General features: G+C 67.8%; 18 protein-coding genes. 9 read left to right on the top strand and 9 right to left on the bottom strand.

Annotation, left to right across the window (positions count from 1 at the left end; genetic code table 11):
- Positions 1–37 precede the first annotated feature (37 nt).
- The 4 genes from BST17_RS06850 to BST17_RS06835 all read left to right on the top strand — a co-directional run bounded on the left by BST17_RS06850 (position 38) and on the right by BST17_RS06835 (position 5,020).
- Complete coding sequence (locus BST17_RS06850; RefSeq protein ID WP_083056433.1) at positions 38–661, top strand: TetR/AcrR family transcriptional regulator; 624 nt, start codon at positions 38–40, stop codon at positions 659–661.
- Positions 658–1,791 (top strand): alpha/beta hydrolase, encoded by a 1,134-nt coding sequence (locus BST17_RS06845; RefSeq protein WP_083056431.1) that lies wholly within the window; start codon positions 658–660, stop codon positions 1,789–1,791. Before BST17_RS06850 ends, BST17_RS06845 begins: the two co-directional genes overlap by 4 nt.
- On the top strand, positions 1,767–2,741 hold the full coding sequence (locus BST17_RS06840; protein WP_234807564.1) for a 2-hydroxyacid dehydrogenase: 975 nt from the start codon (positions 1,767–1,769) through the stop codon (positions 2,739–2,741). The genes BST17_RS06845 and BST17_RS06840 overlap by 25 nt, the downstream gene beginning before the upstream one ends.
- A gap of 89 nt (positions 2,742–2,830) precedes the next feature.
- Positions 2,831–5,020, top strand: coding sequence for an acyl-CoA dehydrogenase family protein (locus tag BST17_RS06835; protein ID WP_083056429.1), 2,190 nt, complete (start codon positions 2,831–2,833; stop codon positions 5,018–5,020).
- Positions 5,021–5,131: 111 nt separating this feature from the next.
- On the opposite strand, the gene BST17_RS06830 is transcribed toward BST17_RS06835, so the two are convergent.
- Together BST17_RS06830 and fadD2 are read right to left on the bottom strand one after the other, a co-directional pair.
- Positions 5,132–5,911 (bottom strand): SDR family NAD(P)-dependent oxidoreductase, encoded by a 780-nt coding sequence (locus tag BST17_RS06830; RefSeq protein WP_083056427.1) that lies wholly within the window; start codon positions 5,909–5,911, stop codon positions 5,132–5,134.
- A gap of 121 nt (positions 5,912–6,032) precedes the next feature.
- Positions 6,033–7,709, bottom strand: a complete 1,677-nt coding sequence (gene fadD2 / locus BST17_RS06825) for a long-chain-fatty-acid--CoA ligase FadD2 (RefSeq protein ID WP_083056425.1) — start codon at positions 7,707–7,709, stop codon at positions 6,033–6,035.
- 55 nt (positions 7,710–7,764) lie between these two features.
- On the opposite strand from fadD2, the gene ligD reads away from it, so the two are divergent.
- Positions 7,765–8,985, top strand: coding sequence for a non-homologous end-joining DNA ligase (gene ligD / locus BST17_RS06820; RefSeq protein WP_083056423.1), 1,221 nt, complete (start codon positions 7,765–7,767; stop codon positions 8,983–8,985).
- A gap of 223 nt (positions 8,986–9,208) precedes the next feature.
- On the top strand, positions 9,209–9,631 hold the full coding sequence (locus BST17_RS06815) for an STAS domain-containing protein (protein WP_083056421.1): 423 nt from the start codon (positions 9,209–9,211) through the stop codon (positions 9,629–9,631).
- 158 nt (positions 9,632–9,789) lie between these two features.
- Here the strand turns inward: BST17_RS06815 and BST17_RS06810 are convergent, their stop codons facing one another.
- The 6 genes from BST17_RS06810 to BST17_RS06785 all read right to left on the bottom strand — a co-directional run bounded on the left by BST17_RS06810 (position 9,790) and on the right by BST17_RS06785 (position 14,866).
- Positions 9,790–10,518: an SDR family NAD(P)-dependent oxidoreductase gene (locus BST17_RS06810; protein ID WP_109750024.1), complete on the bottom strand. Its 729-nt coding sequence runs from the start codon at positions 10,516–10,518 to the stop codon at positions 9,790–9,792.
- 21 nt (positions 10,519–10,539) lie between these two features.
- Positions 10,540–11,148 carry a sigma-70 family RNA polymerase sigma factor gene (locus BST17_RS06805; protein ID WP_083056607.1) on the bottom strand — a complete coding sequence of 203 codons (609 nt, stop codon included), beginning with the start codon at positions 11,146–11,148 and terminating at the stop codon, positions 10,540–10,542.
- A 161-nt stretch (positions 11,149–11,309) separates the two neighbouring features.
- Positions 11,310–12,104: an acyl-CoA thioesterase gene (locus BST17_RS06800; protein WP_083056417.1), complete on the bottom strand. Its 795-nt coding sequence runs from the start codon at positions 12,102–12,104 to the stop codon at positions 11,310–11,312.
- A complete protein-coding gene (locus BST17_RS06795; RefSeq protein ID WP_234807563.1) occupies positions 12,101–12,712 on the bottom strand; it encodes a TetR/AcrR family transcriptional regulator in 612 nt (203 codons plus the stop codon). The genes BST17_RS06800 and BST17_RS06795 overlap by 4 nt, the downstream gene beginning before the upstream one ends.
- A 46-nt stretch (positions 12,713–12,758) precedes the next feature.
- Positions 12,759–13,841, bottom strand: a complete 1,083-nt coding sequence (locus tag BST17_RS06790) for an NAD(P)H-dependent amine dehydrogenase family protein (protein ID WP_083056415.1) — start codon at positions 13,839–13,841, stop codon at positions 12,759–12,761.
- Positions 13,838–14,866, bottom strand: a complete 1,029-nt coding sequence (locus BST17_RS06785; protein ID WP_083056413.1) for a Rieske 2Fe-2S domain-containing protein — start codon at positions 14,864–14,866, stop codon at positions 13,838–13,840. The genes BST17_RS06790 and BST17_RS06785 overlap by 4 nt, the downstream gene beginning before the upstream one ends.
- A gap of 113 nt (positions 14,867–14,979) precedes the next feature.
- On the opposite strand from BST17_RS06785, the gene BST17_RS06780 reads away from it, so the two are divergent.
- Both BST17_RS06780 and BST17_RS06775 read left to right on the top strand, forming a co-directional pair.
- Positions 14,980–15,543, top strand: coding sequence for a TetR/AcrR family transcriptional regulator (locus BST17_RS06780; protein WP_234807570.1), 564 nt, complete (start codon positions 14,980–14,982; stop codon positions 15,541–15,543).
- A 48-nt stretch (positions 15,544–15,591) separates the two neighbouring features.
- The gene (locus tag BST17_RS06775; protein WP_083056409.1) at positions 15,592–16,569 is read left to right on the top strand and encodes an Acg family FMN-binding oxidoreductase; all 978 of its coding nucleotides are present in this window, start codon (positions 15,592–15,594) and stop codon (positions 16,567–16,569) included.
- On the opposite strand, the gene BST17_RS06770 is transcribed toward BST17_RS06775, so the two are convergent.
- Positions 16,559–17,122: a TetR/AcrR family transcriptional regulator gene (locus BST17_RS06770; RefSeq protein ID WP_083056603.1), complete on the bottom strand. Its 564-nt coding sequence runs from the start codon at positions 17,120–17,122 to the stop codon at positions 16,559–16,561. The genes BST17_RS06775 and BST17_RS06770 overlap by 11 nt on opposite strands.
- Positions 17,123–17,300: 178 nt before the next feature.
- Here BST17_RS06770 and BST17_RS06765 point away from each other — a divergent pair, with 178 nt between their 5' ends.
- Positions 17,301–18,263, top strand: a complete 963-nt coding sequence (locus BST17_RS06765; protein ID WP_109750023.1) for a hypothetical protein — start codon at positions 17,301–17,303, stop codon at positions 18,261–18,263.
- Positions 18,264–18,296: the final 33 nt, after the last annotated feature.

Raw genomic sequence — 18,296 nt, 5'->3', positions numbered from 1 at the left:
TCAGATTCGATCAACGAGACGCAGAGGGGCGGGCCGCGTGACCGCACGAGTCGAGCTACCCACCGTGCGTGGTCGCCAGACCCAGGCCGCCATCGACGCCGCCGCACGAATCGTGGTGGCGCGCAAGGGCATCCTGGCGACCACCATCGCCGATATCGCGGCCGAGGCCGGTCGCTCCACGGCGTCGTTCTACAACTATTACGACTCCAAGGAGGCGATGGTCCGCGAATGGGCGGTCCGCTTCCGGGACGAGGCGCGCGAGCGCGCCCGGGCAGCGGCCGAACCCGGACTCGACGATGCCGCCCGCGCCCATGCCGCGGCCGCCGCGCACTGGAACACCTATCGGCACCGCCTCGCCGAGATCATCGCCGTCTCCCAGCTCGCAATGGTCAACGAGGATTTCGCGCAGTACTGGTCCGAAATCTGCGAACTGCCCATCACCCTGATCACCGGCATGGTGAAAATGGCTCAGCAGCAGGGCTTCTGCAAAGGCGATGACGCACATCTGATCGCTGTCGCGTTGGTGTCCATGCTCAACCAGTTCTGCTACACCCAGTTGTCGGGCACCGGGGCGCAGACCGCCGATGACGAGAAGTGCATCGCCACCCTGGCCGCCATCTTCCACCGGACCATCTATCACGAGGGGACACCGCAGCCATGACCTCCAAGAGCGCGCCGCCCGGGGTGATCCGGGAGTTCGTTGCGATGGACTCCCCCACGGCCCGGCGCGCAGGTGCCGGCGGGCATCCCTGCCAGGGGCTGTATCACCGCGGGGTCGGGCGCAAACCGAAGATCGCGGTGATCGCCACGCACTATCAGATCGATTTCTCCGAACATTATCTCGCCGATTATCTGGCCACCCGCGGTATCGGCTTCCTGGGCTGGAACACCCGTTTCCGGGGGTTCGAGAGCAGCTTCCTGCTCGACCACGCCCTGGTCGACATCGGCGTCGGCGTGCGCTGGTTGCGCGAGGTCCAGAACATCGAAACCGTGGTGCTACTCGGCAATTCCGGTGGCGGGTCACTGATGTCGGCCTATCAGGCCCAGGCACGCCATCACCACGTCACACCGCTGGACGGCATGCGCCCGGCCGTCGGCCTGACGGATCTGCTGCCCGCCGACGGCTATGTGGCCAGCGCGGCGCACCCGGGCCGGCCGGAGGTACTGACCGCCTGGATGGACCCCGCCGTCGTCGACGAGAACGACGCGGTGGCAACCGATCCCGCGCTCGATCTGTTCGACAAGGGCAACGGCCCGCCGTACTCGCCGGACTTCGTGCAGCGCTACCGCGCCGCGCAGGTCGCCCGCAACGAGGCCATCACCGACTGGGCCGAGGCCGAACTGAAAAGAGTGCAGAAGGCCGGGTATTCGGATCGTCCGTTCGCGGTCCTGCGCACCTGGGCCGACCCCCGCATGGTCGATCCTGCCCTGGAGCCCACCAACCGTCAGCCCAACCTCTGCTACGCCGGGCCGCCGGTGAAGGCCAACCGGTCGGCGCGCGGTATCGCCGCGGCCTGCACGCTGCGCAACTGGATCGGGATGTGGAGTCTGCGGCACGCCCAGACCCGCGCCGAGCCGCACCTGGCCCTCATCGACTGCCCGGCGCTGGTCATCAACGCCCACCAGGACACCGGCGTCTTCCCATCCGACGCCCAGCGCATCCACGATGCGCTGGCCTCGACCGACAAGGGCCTGGTGTCGATCGACACCGATCACTACTTCACCACGCCCGGCGCCCGTAGCGAGCAGGCCGATACCATTGCCCAGTGGATAGCCAAGCGCTGGAGGTAAAGGTCCTGGCCCATTTCACTCCCGGTGAGAAGGTGCTCAACATCGTTGCCCCGGAAGCGGATTGGCTGAAGATCCGGTGGTGCGCCGAGGATGACGACCAGACCTTCTATCGCGAGTTGCCCGACGCCCAGGTGATTTGGCATGTGCTGCGCCCGTTGTCGGGCGCGGACCTGGAGCGGGCAACGAACTGCACGCTGGTGCACAAGCTGGGCGCGGGGGTCAACACCATCGACGTGGCCACCGCCACGGCTCGCGGTATCGCGGTGGCCAACATGCCCGGGGCGAATGCGCCGTCGGTGGCCGAGGGCACCGTGTTGTTGATGCTGGCCGCGCTGCGCCGGTTGCCCGCGCTGGACCGTGCCACCCGGACCGGCACGGGCTGGCCATCGGACCCCAGCCTGGGTGAGACGGTCCGCGACGTCGGTGGCTGCACCGTCGGACTCGTCGGGTACGGCAACATCGCCAAGCAGGTCGAACGCGTCGTCATCGCGATGGGCACCCCGCCCGAGAAGGTGCTGCACACCAGCACCCGCGACGACGGCCACCCGGGCTGGCGGCCGCTGCCCGCGCTGCTGGCCGCCAGTGACATCGTGTCGCTGCACCTACCGCTCACCGAGGCCACCCGCCACCTGCTGGACCGCGACGCCCTGGCGCTGATGAAGCCCGATGCGGTGCTGATCAACACCGCGCGCGGCCCGATCGTCGACGAGCAGGCCCTGGCCGAGGCACTGCGCGGCGGGCGGATGGCCGCCGCCGGTCTCGACGTGTTCTCGGTGGAACCGGTCGAGTCCGACAATCCGCTGCTGGACCTGGACAACGTGGTGTTGAGCCCGCATGTGACCTGGTACACGGCCGACACCATGCGCCGCTACCTGGAGTTTGCCCTGGGCAACTGCCGACGGATCCGCGACGGTCTGCCCCTCGCCAACGTGGTGAACCAAGTGAACTAGGGGCGGGGGGGTGACAGCCATCACCCCGGGGGTACCCTCGGATACCAACCGACCGGTTATTAGGGAAGTTGCCCCCATGGAGGTTAAGCGTGCCCATCGCGATCAACTCTGAACACAACGACCTGGCCGATTCGGTCCGGTCCCTGGTGGCCAAGGTGGCCCCGTCCGAGGTCCTGCACGAGGCGCTGGAGACGCCGATCTCCAATCCGCCGCCCTACTGGCGGGCCGCCGCCGAGCAGGGCCTGCAGGGTGTGCACCTGTCCGAGAAGGTCGACGGACAGGGCTTCGGCATCCTGGAGCTGGCCATCACGCTCGCCGAGTTCGGCTACGGGGCGGTGCCCGGCCCGTTCGTGCCGTCCGCGATCGCCAGTGCGCTGATCGCCGCCCACGATGCCGAATCGCCGCTGCTGACCGGCCTGGCCTCGGGGGAGACCATCGCCGCCTACGCCATCGATTCGAGCCTGACCGCCACCCGTCAGGGTGAGCAGTTGGTCATCCGCGGCGAGGTGCGGGCCGTCCCGGCCGCCGCGCAGGCGTCGTTGCTGGTGCTGCCGGTGTCGATCGACAGCAGCGAGGAATGGGTCGTCCTGGACGCCGACGCGCTCGAGATCGAGGAGACCAAGAGCCTCGACCCGCTGCGTCCGGTGGCCCATGTCCGGGTCAACGCCGTCGAGATCGCCGGTGACCGGGTGCTGTCCAATCTCACCCGCGCGCACGCCCGGGCGTTGATCTCGACGCTGCTGTCGGCCGAATGTGTGGGCGTGGCGCGCTGGGCCACCGACACCGCCACCGAGTACGCCAAGATCCGCGAGCAGTTCGGTCGTCCCATCGGGCAGTTCCAGGCCATCAAGCACAAGTGCGCGGGCATGATCGCCGAGACAGAGCGGGCCACCGCGGCGGTGTGGGATGCCGCCCGGGCTCTCGACGAATTCCACGGTGGCGGTGAGGATTCGAAGTACGAGTTCGCCGCCGCAGTGGCCGGCACACTGGCCCCGGTCGCGGTGCAGCACACCGCCCAGGAGTGCATCCAGGTGCACGGCGGTATCGGCTTCACCTGGGAGCACGATACGAACGTCTACTATCGCCGGGCGCTGGTGCTGGCCGCGAGCTTCGGCCGGGCCGCCGATTACCCGCAGCAGGTCGTGGATACCTCCACCAGTGGCGGACTACGCAAGCTGGATATCGACCTGGATCCCGACACCGAGAAGCTGCGCGCGGAGATCCGCGCAGAGGTGGCCGCGCTCAAGGAGATTCCGCGCGAGGAGCGCAACACCGCGATCGCCGAGGGCGGCTGGGTGCAACCGCACCTGCCCAAGCCGTGGGGCCGCGACGCCGCGCCGATCGAGCAGATCATCATCGCGCAGGAGTTCTCCACCGGCCGGGTAGCCCGCCCGCAGATGGGCATCGCGGCCTGGATCATCCCGTCCATCGTCGCCTACGGCACCGACGAACAGCAGCAGCAGTTCCTGCCGCCCACGTTCCGCGGCGAGATGATCTGGTGCCAGCTGTTTTCCGAGCCGGGTGCCGGTTCGGACCTGGCCAGCCTGACCACCAAGGCCACCAAGGTCGACGGCGGTTGGCGCATCACCGGCCAGAAGATCTGGACCACCGGCGCGCAGTTCTCCCAGTGGGGCGCGTTGCTGGCGCGGACCAACGCGGACGCTCCGAAGCACAACGGCATCACCTACTTCCTGCTGGACATGAAGTCCGAGGGTGTGGAGGTGAAGCCGCTGCGCGAGCTGACCGGTGACGCGATGTTCAACACGGTGTTCATCGACGACGTCTTCGTCCCGGATTCGATGGTGCTCGGTGAGGTGGACCGCGGCTGGGAGGTCAGCCGCAATACGCTGACCAACGAGCGCGTCTCCATCGGCAGTGCCGAACCGCCGTTCCTGGCCAGCCTGGACCAGTTCGTGGAGTTCGTCCGCGACGGGCAGTTCGACCAGATCGAGCAGAACCACGCGGGCAAGTTGATCGCCGAGGGGTACGCCGCCAAGGTGCTCAACCTGCGCTCGACGCTGCTGACGTTGGCCGGTGGCGACCCGATGCCCGCGGCCGCGATCTCCAAGCTGCTGTCGATGAAGACCGGGCAGGGCTACGCCGAGTTCGGCGTGTCCTCGTTCGGCACCGACGGCGCGCTCGGCGACAAGGAGCAGGAGCCGGGCAAGTGGTCGGAGCGGCTGCTGTTCAGCCGGGCCACCACGATCTACGGCGGCACCAGCGAGGTGCAGCTCAACATCATCGCCGAGCGCCTGCTCGGCCTGCCCCGCGACCCGTAAGCGGTCACCTTTCACTCGCGAGCAGGCGCAAAACTGCCCCATTTCACCTGAAATGGGGCAGTTTTGCGTTCCCCCGCAAGCGGGAGGTGCCCCCAGTTCGCCAGGTGACCGCTACGGCAGGATCGCGTCGACGTAGCCACCGTCGACCCGCAACGCACCGCCGGTGGTCGCCGAGGCCAGCGGCGAGGACAGATACACCACCATATTGGCGATCTCCTCGGGCTCGATGAGCCGCTGGATCAGCGATTGCGGGCGGTGCAGTCGCATGAACTCGCGCTGCGCCTGCTCCCAGGGCAGCTCCTTGTCCACCAGCTGATAGACGAAGTCCTCCACGCCGGCGGTATGTGTCGGTCCGGCGATCACCGAGTTCACCGTGACCCCGGTACCCGCCGCGTCTTTGGCGAACCCGCGGGTCACCGCGAGCAGCGCGGTCTTGGACACGCCGTAGTGGATCATCTCTGCGGGAGTCACGATCGCCGAGTCGCTGGCGATCTGAAGCGCACGGCCCCAACCCTTTTCGATCATGTTCGGCAGATAGGCGCGGATCAACCGGACCGCGGAGAGGACGTTGACGTCGAAGTAGGTGCGCCACTGCTCGTCGGTGACCTCGCGGGCCGGGACAGCCTCGAAGATGCCCAGATTGTTGACCAGCACATCCACATCGGGGAACTCGGCCACCAGCGCGGCGGCCCCGTCGGCGTCGGCCACGTCACCGGCGAAGCCGACCGCGTCGCCCCCGACGGCGGCGACGGCCTCGTCGACGCGGGCCTGCGTGCGGCCGTTGACGATGACGCGCGCCCCGGCGCCGGCCAGGCCCTTTGCGATGGACAGACCGATGCCCTGGGTGGAGCCGGTGACGAGTGCGGTTTTACCGGAGAGGTCGATATTCACGAAGAGGTATTACCACCGCGCGCCCCGAGGTATTCCTGCCCGGTGAGCGTGCGTGAACTCGAGCCAGCAGGCGGCGTGTCCGCCGCGGACCCGCACGCTCGCCGAGGAGGGCAGGTGCGGGTCAGTCGATCTTCATCTCGCGCAGTTCGCGCTTGAGGATCTTGCCGGTGGGGTTGCGCGGCAACTCCTCGATGAAGACCACCTCGCGCGGCACCTTGTAGCGCGCGAGGTTGTCACGCACATACGCCTTGATGGTGTCCTCGTCGACCGAGGAACCCTCCACCCGGACGACGAAGCAGCGCAGCCGGTGGCCCCACTCCTTGTCTTCCACACCCAGTGCGGTCGCCTCGACGACCTCGGGGTGCCCGCTGACCAGATCCTCGATCTCGGCGGGGAACACGTTCTCCCCGCCGGAGACGATCATCTCGTCGTCGCGGCCGCTGACGTAGAGCAGATCGTCTTCGTCGAAGTAGCCGACATCACCCGAGGACAGCAGTCCGTCGATGATCTGCTTGCCGCCACCGCCGGTGTAGCCCTGGAACGGGAAGAAGTTGCCGACGAAGATCCGCCCCACCTCGCCCTGGGGCAGGTCGTTGCCGTTGTCGTCGAGAATGCGGACCTTCATCCCCTTGACCACCGGGCCGACGGTTGCCGGATTCTTCGAAAGATGTTGCGGCCCAGCAATGGTGGCGAAGGCCACCTCGGTGGAGCCGTACAGGTTGTAGATCACCGGTCCCAGATCCTTCATGGCCCTGGTGGCCAGCTCGGCGCCCAGCTGCGAGCCGGACACGAACACGATGCGCAGCGAAGACAGATCGGGCTTCGGCGAGGTCTTCTCCAGCTCGTCGAGCATGCGGGACAACATCACCGGGACGACGACGATCGCGGTCGCCTTGTGCTTCTCGATATCGGCGAGCACCGTCGCCGGCTTGAAACGCCGGCGCAGCACCAGCGTGGTGCCCAGCATCATGGCGATCGTCGAGTGCAGGAAGCCCAGCGCGTGGAACATCGGCGCGGGCAGCGAGGTGACCTCGTTGGACTTGAACGGCACCGCGGACAGCACGCCACCGATCGGCGCGAGCGACGGTGGCGCACTGCGGTTGGCGCCCTTCGGGGTGCCGGTGGTGCCACTGGTCAGGATGATGATGGACGACTTCTTGGTGGCCGCGGGCGGCGGCGCGGACCCGTTCTTGGCGACGAGTTCTTCGAGCGTCTCGTCGGTGCTGCCGGAGGGCTCATCCTTGTCCGGGTTGACGCCGAGCGCGCGCAGCTTGCCCAGCTCGGGCTCGGCCTGCGCGACGGCGGCGGTGTACTCATCGTCGTGGATGATGATCCGGCTGCCCTCGCGCTCGGAGACCTCCTTGATCTGCGGCCCGGAGAACTCACTGTTGAGCAGGATGATGCGGGCGCCGATCTTCGCGGTGGCGTACACCGCGACGAGGAACCACCGGTGATTGCGGGCCAGGATCGCCACGCCGTCGCCACCGGTGATCCCGCGCGCCAACAACGCGTTGGCCACACCGTTGACGGCCTCGTCGAGTTCCTTGAAGGTCATCGTCCCGAAATCGTCGATCACCGCGTTGCGATTCGGATAGCGCCGGGCGTTGAGCGCCGGGATCATCCCGATCTCGCCCCACTGCTTCATATCGTTGACGAAGGCCGCGATATCCCGCGGCGGCTCCAGCTTGAGTGCGCCGGCCTGGAACATCTTGCGGGCGTAGTGCAGCTCCGCGGACCCCCGATCGAGGTACTTGCCGACCGATTGCTGGATCTTGGCGAGCGGGCTCAGGTTGGCCATGTGTCAACCTTATGTGACGTCGGTCGCTGCGCGGGGTCGAACCTACGATGAGGGAATGGCCGCTCGGGCGCAGGTGGAGATCGCGGGCAAGCAGGTGCCCATCACCAATCCGGACAAGCTGGTCTTCGGCGATCTCGGACTCACCAAGGCAGATCTGTTCGACTACTACACCGCCGTCGCCGACGGCGCCCTGCGCGGTGTGCGCGACCGCCCGATGATCCTGAAACGATTCGTCAAGGGCATCGGCGTGGAGGCCATCTTCCAGAAGCGGGCGCCGGAGAAGCGACCCGATTTCATCGACGTCGCCGAGCTGAGATACGCATCCGGGACCTCGGCCAGGGAGGCGGTGTTCACTGAACCCGCCGGCCTGATCTGGGCGGTCAACCTGGGCTGCGTGGACTTCAACCCGCACCCCGTGCGCTCCGGGGACCTGGACCATCCCGACGAACTGCGGGTCGACCTGGATCCGATGCCCGGGGTGGACTGGCAGCAGATCCTCGATGTCGCCATGGTGGCGCGCGAGGTGCTCGAGGAGTTCGGCCTGACCGCGTGGCCGAAGACCTCGGGGTCGCGCGGCTTCCACATCTATGCCCGCATCCACCCGCACTGGCCGTTCAAGCAGGTCCGGTTGGCCGCCGAGGCGGTCGCCCGCGAGGTCGAGAACCGCACGCCCGACCTGGCGACCGCCCGCTGGTGGAAGGAGGAACGTGGCGCGCGCGTCTTCGTGGACTTCAACCAGAACGCCAAGGACCGCACGGTGGCCTCCGCCTATTCGGTGCGGGCCACCCCGGACGCCCGGGTGTCGACGCCGCTGAACTGGGACGAGGTCCCCGGATGCCGACCAGAGGCCTTCACGGTGGCGACGGTGCCTGCGCGATTCGCCGCAATCGGCGATCCGTGGGAGGCGATGGACGATCACCCCGGCGCGCTGGACGGCTTGCTGGAGTTGGCCGAGCAACTCGGGCCGGCCGAGAAGCCGCCGAAAGGTAAGGGCCGGCGGGTGTCGACCATGCCGCTGATCGAGGTGGCCCGGACCAAGACCCGCGATGAGGCAATCGCGGCCCTGGACGTGTGGCGCGGACGCCATCCCGAGGCGGCTCGACGCCTCGAACCCGTCGACGTGTTGGTCGACGGCATGCGGGGCCCGAGTTCGATCTGGTACCGCGTACGGGTCAACCTGCAGCACGTGCCGGAGGATCAGCGGCCGGCCCAGGAGGACCTGATCGCGGATTACTCGCCGTGGGACGGATATTCGGGCGCGCAGTGGCAGCGCTGACCGAACGAAACCGGGCTACTCGGCGGTAACGTGTACCCGCCCGGCCGCCGCCCGAAACAGCTTATCGAAAAGCGCTGCGGCACAACGGCTTACGTTTTGCTCAGCGAACCCTTACCCGTCTCTCAGACTATCTTCTTAGCAAAGTCTCAATCACTACTCCCAAGTACCTTAGAGTCGGCCGATAACTTCGGAGGCAGTTGAGATCCACGAAGGGAGGCAGGACATGACAATCGCATTTCGGTATGGCAATCCCGCGGTCCAGTGCGACGGTGCCGAGCTGCGCGCACAGTGCCGCCATCTCGCCTTGGTGGTGACCGTGTCCGGGGTGATCGACGATGACAACGTCGACCGCCTCACCGAGCAGGTCCGTCGTCTGGTTCTGGCCGAGAAGCCGTTCGTCCTCGACCTCGCCGACGTGACCTTCCTGTCCGCACGCGGTGTTTCACTGCTCTACGCACTCGATGACGAATGCGATATGGCCGGGGTGGAATGGGCGCTGGTCGCCGGCACCCCCGTCCTCGACGTCCTGCACATGCTCGACGACGCGTTCCCCATCACGGTCTCCGTCCCGGAGGCGCTGCACCACTTCGCCGAAGGCACCCTCGCCCGGCGTCGCCTGCTCCCCCTCCTGCACAAGACCGCATAGAAAGGCGGGACGACATGTTGCTCGACGTTCGCTGGTTGACCGCCCTGATCGGTCGGCACCGCAAGCCGGCCCACTAGGGCCCCATCCCGACGACGAAGAGGCCTCCCACCACCCGGTGGGAGGCCTCTTCATTTCGCGTGCGAGGACGGGCCGCCCGGTCAGACCGCCGCCCCACCACCGTCGGCGTGCAGCGTCGCCCCGGTGATGAAACTCGAGGCGGGCGAGGCCAGGAACAGCACGGCCTGCGCGATCTCCGACGGTGCCGCGGTGCGACCCAGCGGCAGGGCCCGGCCGAGTTCGGCATTGGTGTCACCCCACTCGGCGTAGACGCCCTCGGTGTCGGTCGGGCCGGGCGCCACCGTGTTCACCCGCACCCCGCGCGGCCCGAACTCGGCGGCCCATGTTCTGGTCAACGACTCGACGGCGGCCTTGGACGCGCTGTACACCGACGCGCCGGGCACTCCCTTGGACGCCACCAGCGAGGTGACATTGATGATGCTGCCCGTGCCGCGCTCCAGCATCCCCGGTACCAGCCCGGCCACCAGGAAGTACAGTCCCCGGACGTTGGTGTCGAAGGTCGACTCGAACGAGGCCACATCCTGGTCGACGGTGGCCGCCCCCGGGAAGCGCGCGGCGTTGTTCACCAGGATGTCGACCCGTCCGGCCGCGCGGATCAGCCCGTCCACCGACGCCTGGTCCCCCATGTCGGCCCGGATGAACCGGGCGTCACCCGCGATGTCCGCGGCAGCGGCCTCGCCTCGCGCCCGGTCACGCCCGGCGATCAGCACGGTGGCGCCGGCCGCGGCCAGCAGCCGCGCCGAGGCCAGACCGATCCCGGCGGTACCACCGGTGACCAGCGCGGTGCTATCTACCAGATTCGTTGTCATACAACCTCTTTCCATCGGCGCTCACGCGGAGCGCTGTTCTTCGTCACCGGCCATGTCGCGGTGCGGGGCACGGTGGGCCAACGCGGTGCGCAGTTGCGTCCGGGCACGGAACACCCGCGACATCACGGTGCCGGCCGGGGTGCCCATCATCACGGCGGTCTCGGCGTAGGTCAGGCCCTCGACATCGGCCCAGTACAGCGCGGTCCGAAAGCCCTCGGGCAGCCGGTCGAAGGCGGCCTTGAACTGCGCGTCGGGCACGGTGTCCAGCACGGTGGACTCCGCCGACCGCACGTGCAGGGCGCCGGGCGCGGCGGACACATCCATCTCGGCGATCCAGTCCACCGCGTACTCGGTGGGGCGCCGCTGCTTCATGCGATGTCCACTGATCCACCGGTTGTGCATGATGCGGAACAACCAGGCGTTGAGATTGGACCCCGGTTCGAACCGGCGAAAGCCCATGAAGGCGTGCATCAGGGCGTCCTGGAGCAGGTCCTCGGCATCGGCATCGCTACGGGTCAGCCTGCGGGCACCGCGCAACAGCACCGGGCGCAACACCTGGACATCGCGCTCGAATCGTGCGGACAGTTCGGCGTCGGTCTCACCGGTCGGTTTGAAGTCTGGGTCGCTCACCGCATCGGCGCACACGCCGTCCTCCTGGGCAGGTCTGGTTTCTCTCGATTCCAGACTCGGCCCCGGCAGCGGAAACGGGACCCTTGGAAGTCCGTAGTCCCGCAGTCCCTTCGTCCCGTAGTCCCGTGGTCCCGGCGTCCACCCGACCACGGGTCTGCGGATCAGCCCTTGAAGTAGACGATCTGGTGGCTGGTGGCCAACAGCGCGCCGCCGGCACCCCAGATCTGTGCGGTCTGGTCGAAATGGCCGGCTGCGAACTGCTGCCCACGTGCCCTGGCCAACAGGTATTCCGCACCCTGGGCGGCAAGGTCCGCGGGGGCGGCGTGGAAGTACACCGTGATCGACACGGTGCCGGCCGGCGTGAGCTGCGCCCGGCGCAGGAACACCCGCGGATAGAAGATGTCGCACACGGCGGCCAGGGACGGAAAGTCGACGGGCCGAAGTGGATTGTCGCGTACCCAGAGCAGGGTCTCCGACGAGGCGGCGGGGCCGTCGTCAGGGTCGGGCAACCCACCGGCGACGTAACGCATGTCGTAGTTGCGCATCCAGGTGGGCCCACCGTCGGACTCGGGCAGTTCGGTCGGCGACGGCACCTGCGGACGCGGATACTCGGTGTCGGTCCAGGTGTCACGGCGGATGCCGAAGACCGCCGTCGCGGTGGTCCTGGTCTCCCCACCCTGGCTCAGTTCGACGATCCAGTGCTGATTGGTGCGATTGGTGCGTACCGCGCGGGCCCGGATGTCGAACTCCCCGTCGACGATCGGCGCCAGATAGTTCACCGTCACGGCCAGCGGCAGGCCGTGCACGTCGGGCTGCCGCTCGACGGCATGCACCAGTACCGCCGCGGTGATTCCGCCGAACGGACCGACCATGTTGGCCCATTCCGGGACGGTCCGTCCGCGCATCGACCCGTCGGCGGTGGTCTCGAGGGCAATCCCGTCGTCGAATACGGTCATCGGTACTCCTGTGTCGAGTTCTGTTGGGCGATGGCGGAATCGACGAGTGTCTGCAGCACGTCGTCGGGGCGGACATCGTTGAGCCACATCGACGGGGCATCGGTGCGGTTGAGCATCGCCGCCCCGTGCAGTGCGGTGGACAGCGCGGCGGCGATCCGGGCCGCACGCGGATGGGCGCCCGTATCCACCTGGCAGGCGGCCAGCGCCCGGGTGAGTACCCCGAGCGCCTCCCGGGCCGCCGGTGTCGGGCCGACGGTCTCGGTCATCAATGCGTACCGCGCCGGGTGTTGCTGGGCGAAAGCCAGGTAGGCGCGGCATCCGCACAGCAGCCGTTCGCGTGCAGCGGCCTGGGGGTCCGCGGCGGCCCTGATATCGGCAACCACCTGTTGCCAACCCTGTTCGGCGAGGGCGACCAGGATGGCTTCACGGTCGGCGAAGTGCGCATAGATCGCCGGAGCGGAAATTCCTGCCGCACCGGCAATCTGGCGCAGTGTCAGATCGGATCGCCGACCGGTCGCGTCCAGCAGTTCGGCGGCGGCGGCCAGGATCTCGGCCCGCAGCAGGTTACCGCTACCCCGGGCATTGCGCTTACGCGCGCGGACCTCCACACACGCTGACTTTACACACGTAAATTAACAGGCGTTGAGCCGGGGGTCAGGATTGCTTGAAACGCCCGGCGAACCCACGTAGCGGCAGGTCGGCGCTGGTGCGCAGCCCCGGCGGCGCCGCCACCACCGACCGGATTGCGTTCAATGCCGGCAGTCCGGTCACGGTCATCCCGATCGAGGCGAATGCGCTGGGATCGGACAGGTCGACGCCGGGCTTGGGGAAGATCATGTGCTTGTTGTACACACACGGATCACCCTTGATCTGGGTGATGTAGCAGCCCTTGATATCCCAGCTCGGATCGGTGTGCGGGGTCATCTGCCACTCCAGGTGGGTCTCCACCCGCGCCACACCGTCGACCAGTCCCTGGTATTTGATGTAGTTTCCGCCCAGCGAACCCTTGGGCAGCACATACCAACCGAGGTCGACATCCTTGGTGCAGGCGCCGAGTTCATAACTGAAGGTCACCTCGTCGAGTTCGAGGCCGAAGCAGTCGGCCATCAGCCGCACACTGTCGGCGAACACCTCGGTGTACTTGCGCAGCTTGCCCGGAATGCTCGGGTCGTCGACGGGCATGCCGTAGCCGACCTCGATCCAGGTGTCCCTGCTGTGGTGACAGGACACGTCCACCGACTCGATGGTGGTGACGTTCTCGATCTCGGCGACATCGGCCGAACACACCACCCCGAGAATCTGGTTCAGCCCGGGATTCATCCCGGTGCCGTAGAAGGTCGATCCGCCGCGCTCACACGCCTCGGCCAACAGCTCTGACACCGGCCGCCCGGACGGGTGCGGGTGGTTGGTGTCGCGGTGCCACCCGGTGATCCAGTCCGCGGTGGTGACGATGTTGATGCCCGCCTCGAGCACCCGGACGTACAGGTCCTCGTCGGGGAACACCCCATGGAAGGTGAGCACATCGGGCTTGGCGGCGATGATCTCCTCGACGGTGCCGGTGGCGGTCACTCCGTTGGGCGGCAGGCCGACGATCTCACCGGCGTCGCGGCCGATCTTCTCCGGTGTGTAACAGTGCAATCCGACCAATTCGAGGTCCGGGTGGGCGGCGATGCGCTTGATCATCTCGGTGCCGAGGTTGCCGGTGGCGACCTGGAAGACGCGGATCGTTTCGGTCATAAGGTGTCTGCTTTCTCGATGCGGGCAAGGTCGGCAGCCGAGCCGCCGCGGCCGTCGGGATAGAACTGCATGGCCCACTTGCGGATTGCCGTGAAGCCCTCGAACTCGGTCGTCGCCAGCGCCGGCGGGTCCGAATACCGTTGATGGCGCCAGATGTCGATGTCCTGGGCGAACTGCCGGATCACCTCGTCACCGAACATCCGCGCCTTGTCCTCGGCGCGCTGGTCATCGCGCCCCGGTGTGCGCCCGATGTAGACCATGAAGCGCACGTCGGAGGTGCGGTCGTCGACCGGGGTGACCGCGGAGATGGTGCGATTGTCGACCATTCCCCAGCTCTTGGTGACGGCGATGCCCAGGCCGCCGTTGATGGCCTCCACACCGCTGTTCACGTCCTCGATCTTCTGCCCGTCGTCGCCCTCGAAGGTGATGGTGAAATCCACGTAGGACACCGGCTCGGCGAAATCGTGCCGGGTGAACACCGGCACGATCGGCGTCTTGTGCACGAACTTGAAATGCGCGAAATCCACCCCGTTCTCCAGCACGTACTGCGGATGGATCTCCAGGCTCTGCCGGAAGAGCCGCTGCTGCGGGTAGTAGTCCGCCTCGGTGCGGTCGCCGAAGTCGGCGAAGATGTCCGGCGCGTCGAAGAACGGCTCGCGGCCCTCCACGTCGTGCCAGATGTACACCGAGGCATTGCGTTCCACCACGGGATGGGTGCGCATACGCCGGCCGCGGTTGGGGCGGTCCTGGTATGGGATACAGACATTGCGGCCCTCGTGATTCCACTGCCAACCGTGGAACGGGCACTCGATGACCTCGCCCTCGACGTGTCCACCGTGACCGAGATGCGCGCCGAGGTGTTCGCAGTAGGCGTCCATCACCGTCAACCGGCCGGATTGCGCTCGCCAGGCGATCATCTCGCGATCGAAGTAGGTCATCCGGTGCACGTCACCGATGCCGATCTCGTCGGACCAGGCCACCTGAAACCAGCCCGTGGGCTTCATCGACAGCGGTGGTTTCGCCATGAACCGAGAATCACAGAGGGTTCTATCAAAGTCAATACTCGAGTAGCATTCCCACCGTGACCGACGCCGCCGAACGCCGCACCAACCGGCGCGGTCAGGCCAGCCGGGAGACCATGCTGGAGGCCGCGCTGCAGGCCCTGGCCTCCGGTGAGCCGGGCTCGGTATCGGGTAATCGGATCGCCAAGGACGCCGGTGCCACCTGGGGCACGGTGAAGTACCAGTTCGGTGATATCGACGGACTGTGGGCGGCGGTGCTGCAGTACACCGCGCAACGCCGCGGCGAGTTGCCCTCCCGGGCGGCTCCGCACGGCACGCTGGCCGAACGCGTCGCCGGCATCCTGGACCTGTTGTACGACGGGTTGACCGCGACCGACTCGCGGGCCATCGAGAATCTGCGCGCAGCACTGCCCCGTGACCGAGCCGAACTGGAGCGGCTCTTCCCGCAGACCGCCGCCGAGTTCGCGTCCTGGCAACTCACCTGGATCGAGTCCTGCCAGAAGGCTTTCGCCGACCTGGAGGTGGATTCGGCGCGGGTGCGCGAGGTCGCGCTGTTCATCCCCGGCGCCATGCGCGGCATCACCTCCGAACGCCAGCTCGGCAGCTACATCGACCTCGACGAGGCGCGCCGGGGACTGTCCAACGCCATCGTCTGCTATCTGCAGACATCCCCGGGTTAGGGACTTCCGGCCCTACCGGAGCGTGCACGGCCCGTCGAGACTGGGTGCATGGCAACCACCGCGCAGCCACTCAGGGTCATCGAGGAGGCCGTCCACCTGGCATGCCGGGCACCGTCGTATCACAACAGCCAACCGTGGCGGTGGGTCGTCACCGCCGACGGTGTGCAGCTGTTCGTCGATACCGACCGCCTGGTCGCCACCGATACCGGGGGACGGCAGGCCGTGATCAGTTGCGGTGCGGCACTTGACCATTTCGTGGTGGCCGTCGCAGCGGCGGGCCTGCGCGCAGATGTGCAGCGCTACCCCGATCCCGACGACCACCTGCACCTGGCGACGGTGACGGTGACACCGGCCGACTCCGACACCGCCGACCGGCGTCGCCGCGCCGACGCCATCCTGGCCCGACGCTCCGACCGCCTGCCGTTGTCTGCGCCGTCGGACCGCGCCACGTTCGACCTCATGGTGCGCGCCTGCCATGACCCAGCGGTGGCCGCCGTCGACGTCATCGACACCGCCGACCGGGCGACGGTCGCCGATGCCGCCCAGCTGACCGAGGCCCTGCGCCTCTACGACAGCGCCTATCACCACGAGATCGAGTGGTGGACATCGCCGTTCGAGGTCAGCGACGGTATCCCGCACAGCGCGCTGGTGTCGGCGGCGGAGGCCGACCGGGTCGACGTCGGCCGGAACTTCCCGGTGACCGCGCACCGGGAGCGGCGCACCCGGATCGCCGAGGACGGAGCGCAATTGGTGGTCATCTCCGCGCCGGATGACACCCGACTGGGCGTGCTGGGCTGTGGGGAGACGCTGTCGGCATTGCTGCTGGACGCCACCATGGCCGGGCTGTCGTCCTGCACGCTGAGCCATCTGACCGAGGTACCGGCCGCCCGCGACATGGTGGGCGCGCTGGTTGGTCGCGCCCATCCCCAGGTCGTGGTGCGGGTGGGCGTCGCCTCCGAGTTGGACGAGATCCCGCCACCGACACCGCGGCGTCCGCTCGCCGACGTGCTGCACGTCAGACTCTGAGCAGCCGCTGCAGCTGTGCCCCGACCACGTCGAGTGGCTGCACACTGCGCTCGGCCCGGCACATGGCCACCGCGCCCTCGACGGCGGCGACGATCAGCGTTGCCAGGTCGGCGGCCCGGGAGTGGTCCATCCCCTCGTCACGCAGCGCTGACGACAACGCCGCCGTCCAGTTGCTGAAGGCGAACACCGCGGCGTCTCGGGCCGCATCATCGCAATCCTGTTGTACCGCAACGGCCAGGACCGGGCATCCGCGCTCGAATCCGTGCTCGGTCAGGGTCGAGCGCCAGCCGTTCAGGAATACGCGCAGCCCGGCAGCGGCGCCCGCGGACACCGCCTGCCGCAGTTCGGCGCCGACCTGATCGTCGGCCCAGCGCACGGCCTCGGCGCACAGCTGCGACTTGCCGCCCGGGAAGTGGTGATACGTCGAACCGACCGGCGCGTCGGCATGCCGGGCCAGCTCACGCACACTCATCGCGCTCGGCCCCCGGCGCGCGAGCATATCGGCTGCGCCGGCCACCATCCGGTCGCGTGTGTTGACCGTCGTATCCGACATCTGCACTCCTATGACGATCGTAATACTTCTGCTTGACGAGCCATTATTACAGCTGTCTTAACCCGAATATGGAGATCTGGGCCACATCCTTCGCGTGTCTCGTGTCAACGCCGAGCCGTGCGGGTAGCCGAACAACACGGGCGCCGATGCGCCGCACAATCCATCGAAATCAGGGGGAATTCCCGTGGCAGACACCACCGCTTTGATCACCAACCTTCGTACCGTGCTCGAGCTGACCAGCACCGAGATCCAGATCGCCGAGGTCCGGACGGCGCAGGCGCGCACCGAGGCGGTACGCGAGGAACTGACCAAGAACGCCGAGAACGCCCGCACCCGGGCCGCGCTCATCGAGGCCACGATCCGCGAACTCGGCGGATCCCCGGACATCCTGGGACCCTTCCTCGGCCGCGCAGCGGCCGCGGTCAAGGCCCTTACCGAGCAGGCCGAGCCGTTCGCCGAGGCATTGCTCGGCGACCTGGCGCTGGAGCACCAGCTCGTCGACCGGGCGCGCTATCTGAAGTCGCTTGCCGTTGCGGCGGGCGACCGTCAGGTCCAGGATCTGGCCGACTCGCTGATCGAGGCACACAGCGCCACCGTGCTGTGGTTGACCACCGTGCTGGCCGAGGAGGCACTCGGTGGCCCGGCGGCCTTGCGTCGCACGCCGATTCAGGCTGCCGCCGGCGCCGCGGTGAAGCTCGCCAATCTGCCCGGCATGCTGGCGACCCGCGCGTTCGATCGGGTCTTTGCCGCCGCACGTGCCACCCGTCCGGCTGTGGACGAGGCGCTGAGCCGGGGCACCCAGGCCGGCGAGATCGCCGCCAAGACGCTGTCCGCTTCCCGCGATGCCGCGCTGTCGGCCGCCGAGAAGGTCAGTCGCCGCGAGGGCGCCGAGGATGTGGCCGATGCGCTGCACACTCTGCGCGGAAACGCCGGGATCCTGGAGTCCGATGAGCTGCCGATCGCGGGCTACGACGAGCTCAACGTCAACGAGGCGGTCGCCGCGGTCAAGGAGCTCAGCGAGCCCGCCGACATCCGGGCCATAATCGCCTACGAGGAGTTCCACAAGAACCGTCAGCGCGTCGTCTCGGCCGCCCAGACGCGGCTGAGTGCCATCGCGCAGGAGATCGTCGGCATCAGCTGACGTCCGGGCCACCAGGTGACCCACGGCTTCCGT

The sequence above is a fragment of the Mycolicibacterium bacteremicum genome, from assembly GCF_002086115.1.
Lineage (GTDB): Bacteria > Actinomycetota > Actinomycetes > Mycobacteriales > Mycobacteriaceae > Mycobacterium > Mycobacterium bacteremicum.
The sequence above is the reverse complement of the archived record's forward strand: the minus strand, read 5'-3'. Positions and strand labels throughout refer to the sequence as shown.

Coding starts and splice junctions, on each gene's coding strand:
- BST17_RS06790 (WP_083056415.1), bottom strand. CDS start 13,841: ATGACCGAAACGATCCGCGTCTTCCAGGTCGCCACCGGCAACCTCGGC.
- fadD2 (WP_083056425.1), bottom strand. CDS start 7,709: ATGGCCAACCTGAGCCCGCTCGCCAAGATCCAGCAATCGGTCGGCAAG.
- BST17_RS06815 (WP_083056421.1), top strand. CDS start 9,209: ATGACAATCGCATTTCGGTATGGCAATCCCGCGGTCCAGTGCGACGGT.
- ligD (WP_083056423.1), top strand. CDS start 7,765: ATGGCCGCTCGGGCGCAGGTGGAGATCGCGGGCAAGCAGGTGCCCATC.
- BST17_RS06770 (WP_083056603.1), bottom strand. CDS start 17,122: ATGTCGGATACGACGGTCAACACACGCGACCGGATGGTGGCCGGCGCA.
- BST17_RS06845 (WP_083056431.1), top strand. CDS start 658: ATGACCTCCAAGAGCGCGCCGCCCGGGGTGATCCGGGAGTTCGTTGCG.
- BST17_RS06780 (WP_234807570.1), top strand. CDS start 14,980: ATGCTGGAGGCCGCGCTGCAGGCCCTGGCCTCCGGTGAGCCGGGCTCG.
- BST17_RS06785 (WP_083056413.1), bottom strand. CDS start 14,866: ATGGCGAAACCACCGCTGTCGATGAAGCCCACGGGCTGGTTTCAGGTG.
- BST17_RS06800 (WP_083056417.1), bottom strand. CDS start 12,104: ATGACCGTATTCGACGACGGGATTGCCCTCGAGACCACCGCCGACGGG.
- BST17_RS06775 (WP_083056409.1), top strand. CDS start 15,592: ATGGCAACCACCGCGCAGCCACTCAGGGTCATCGAGGAGGCCGTCCAC.
- BST17_RS06810 (WP_109750024.1), bottom strand. CDS start 10,518: ATGACAACGAATCTGGTAGATAGCACCGCGCTGGTCACCGGTGGTACC.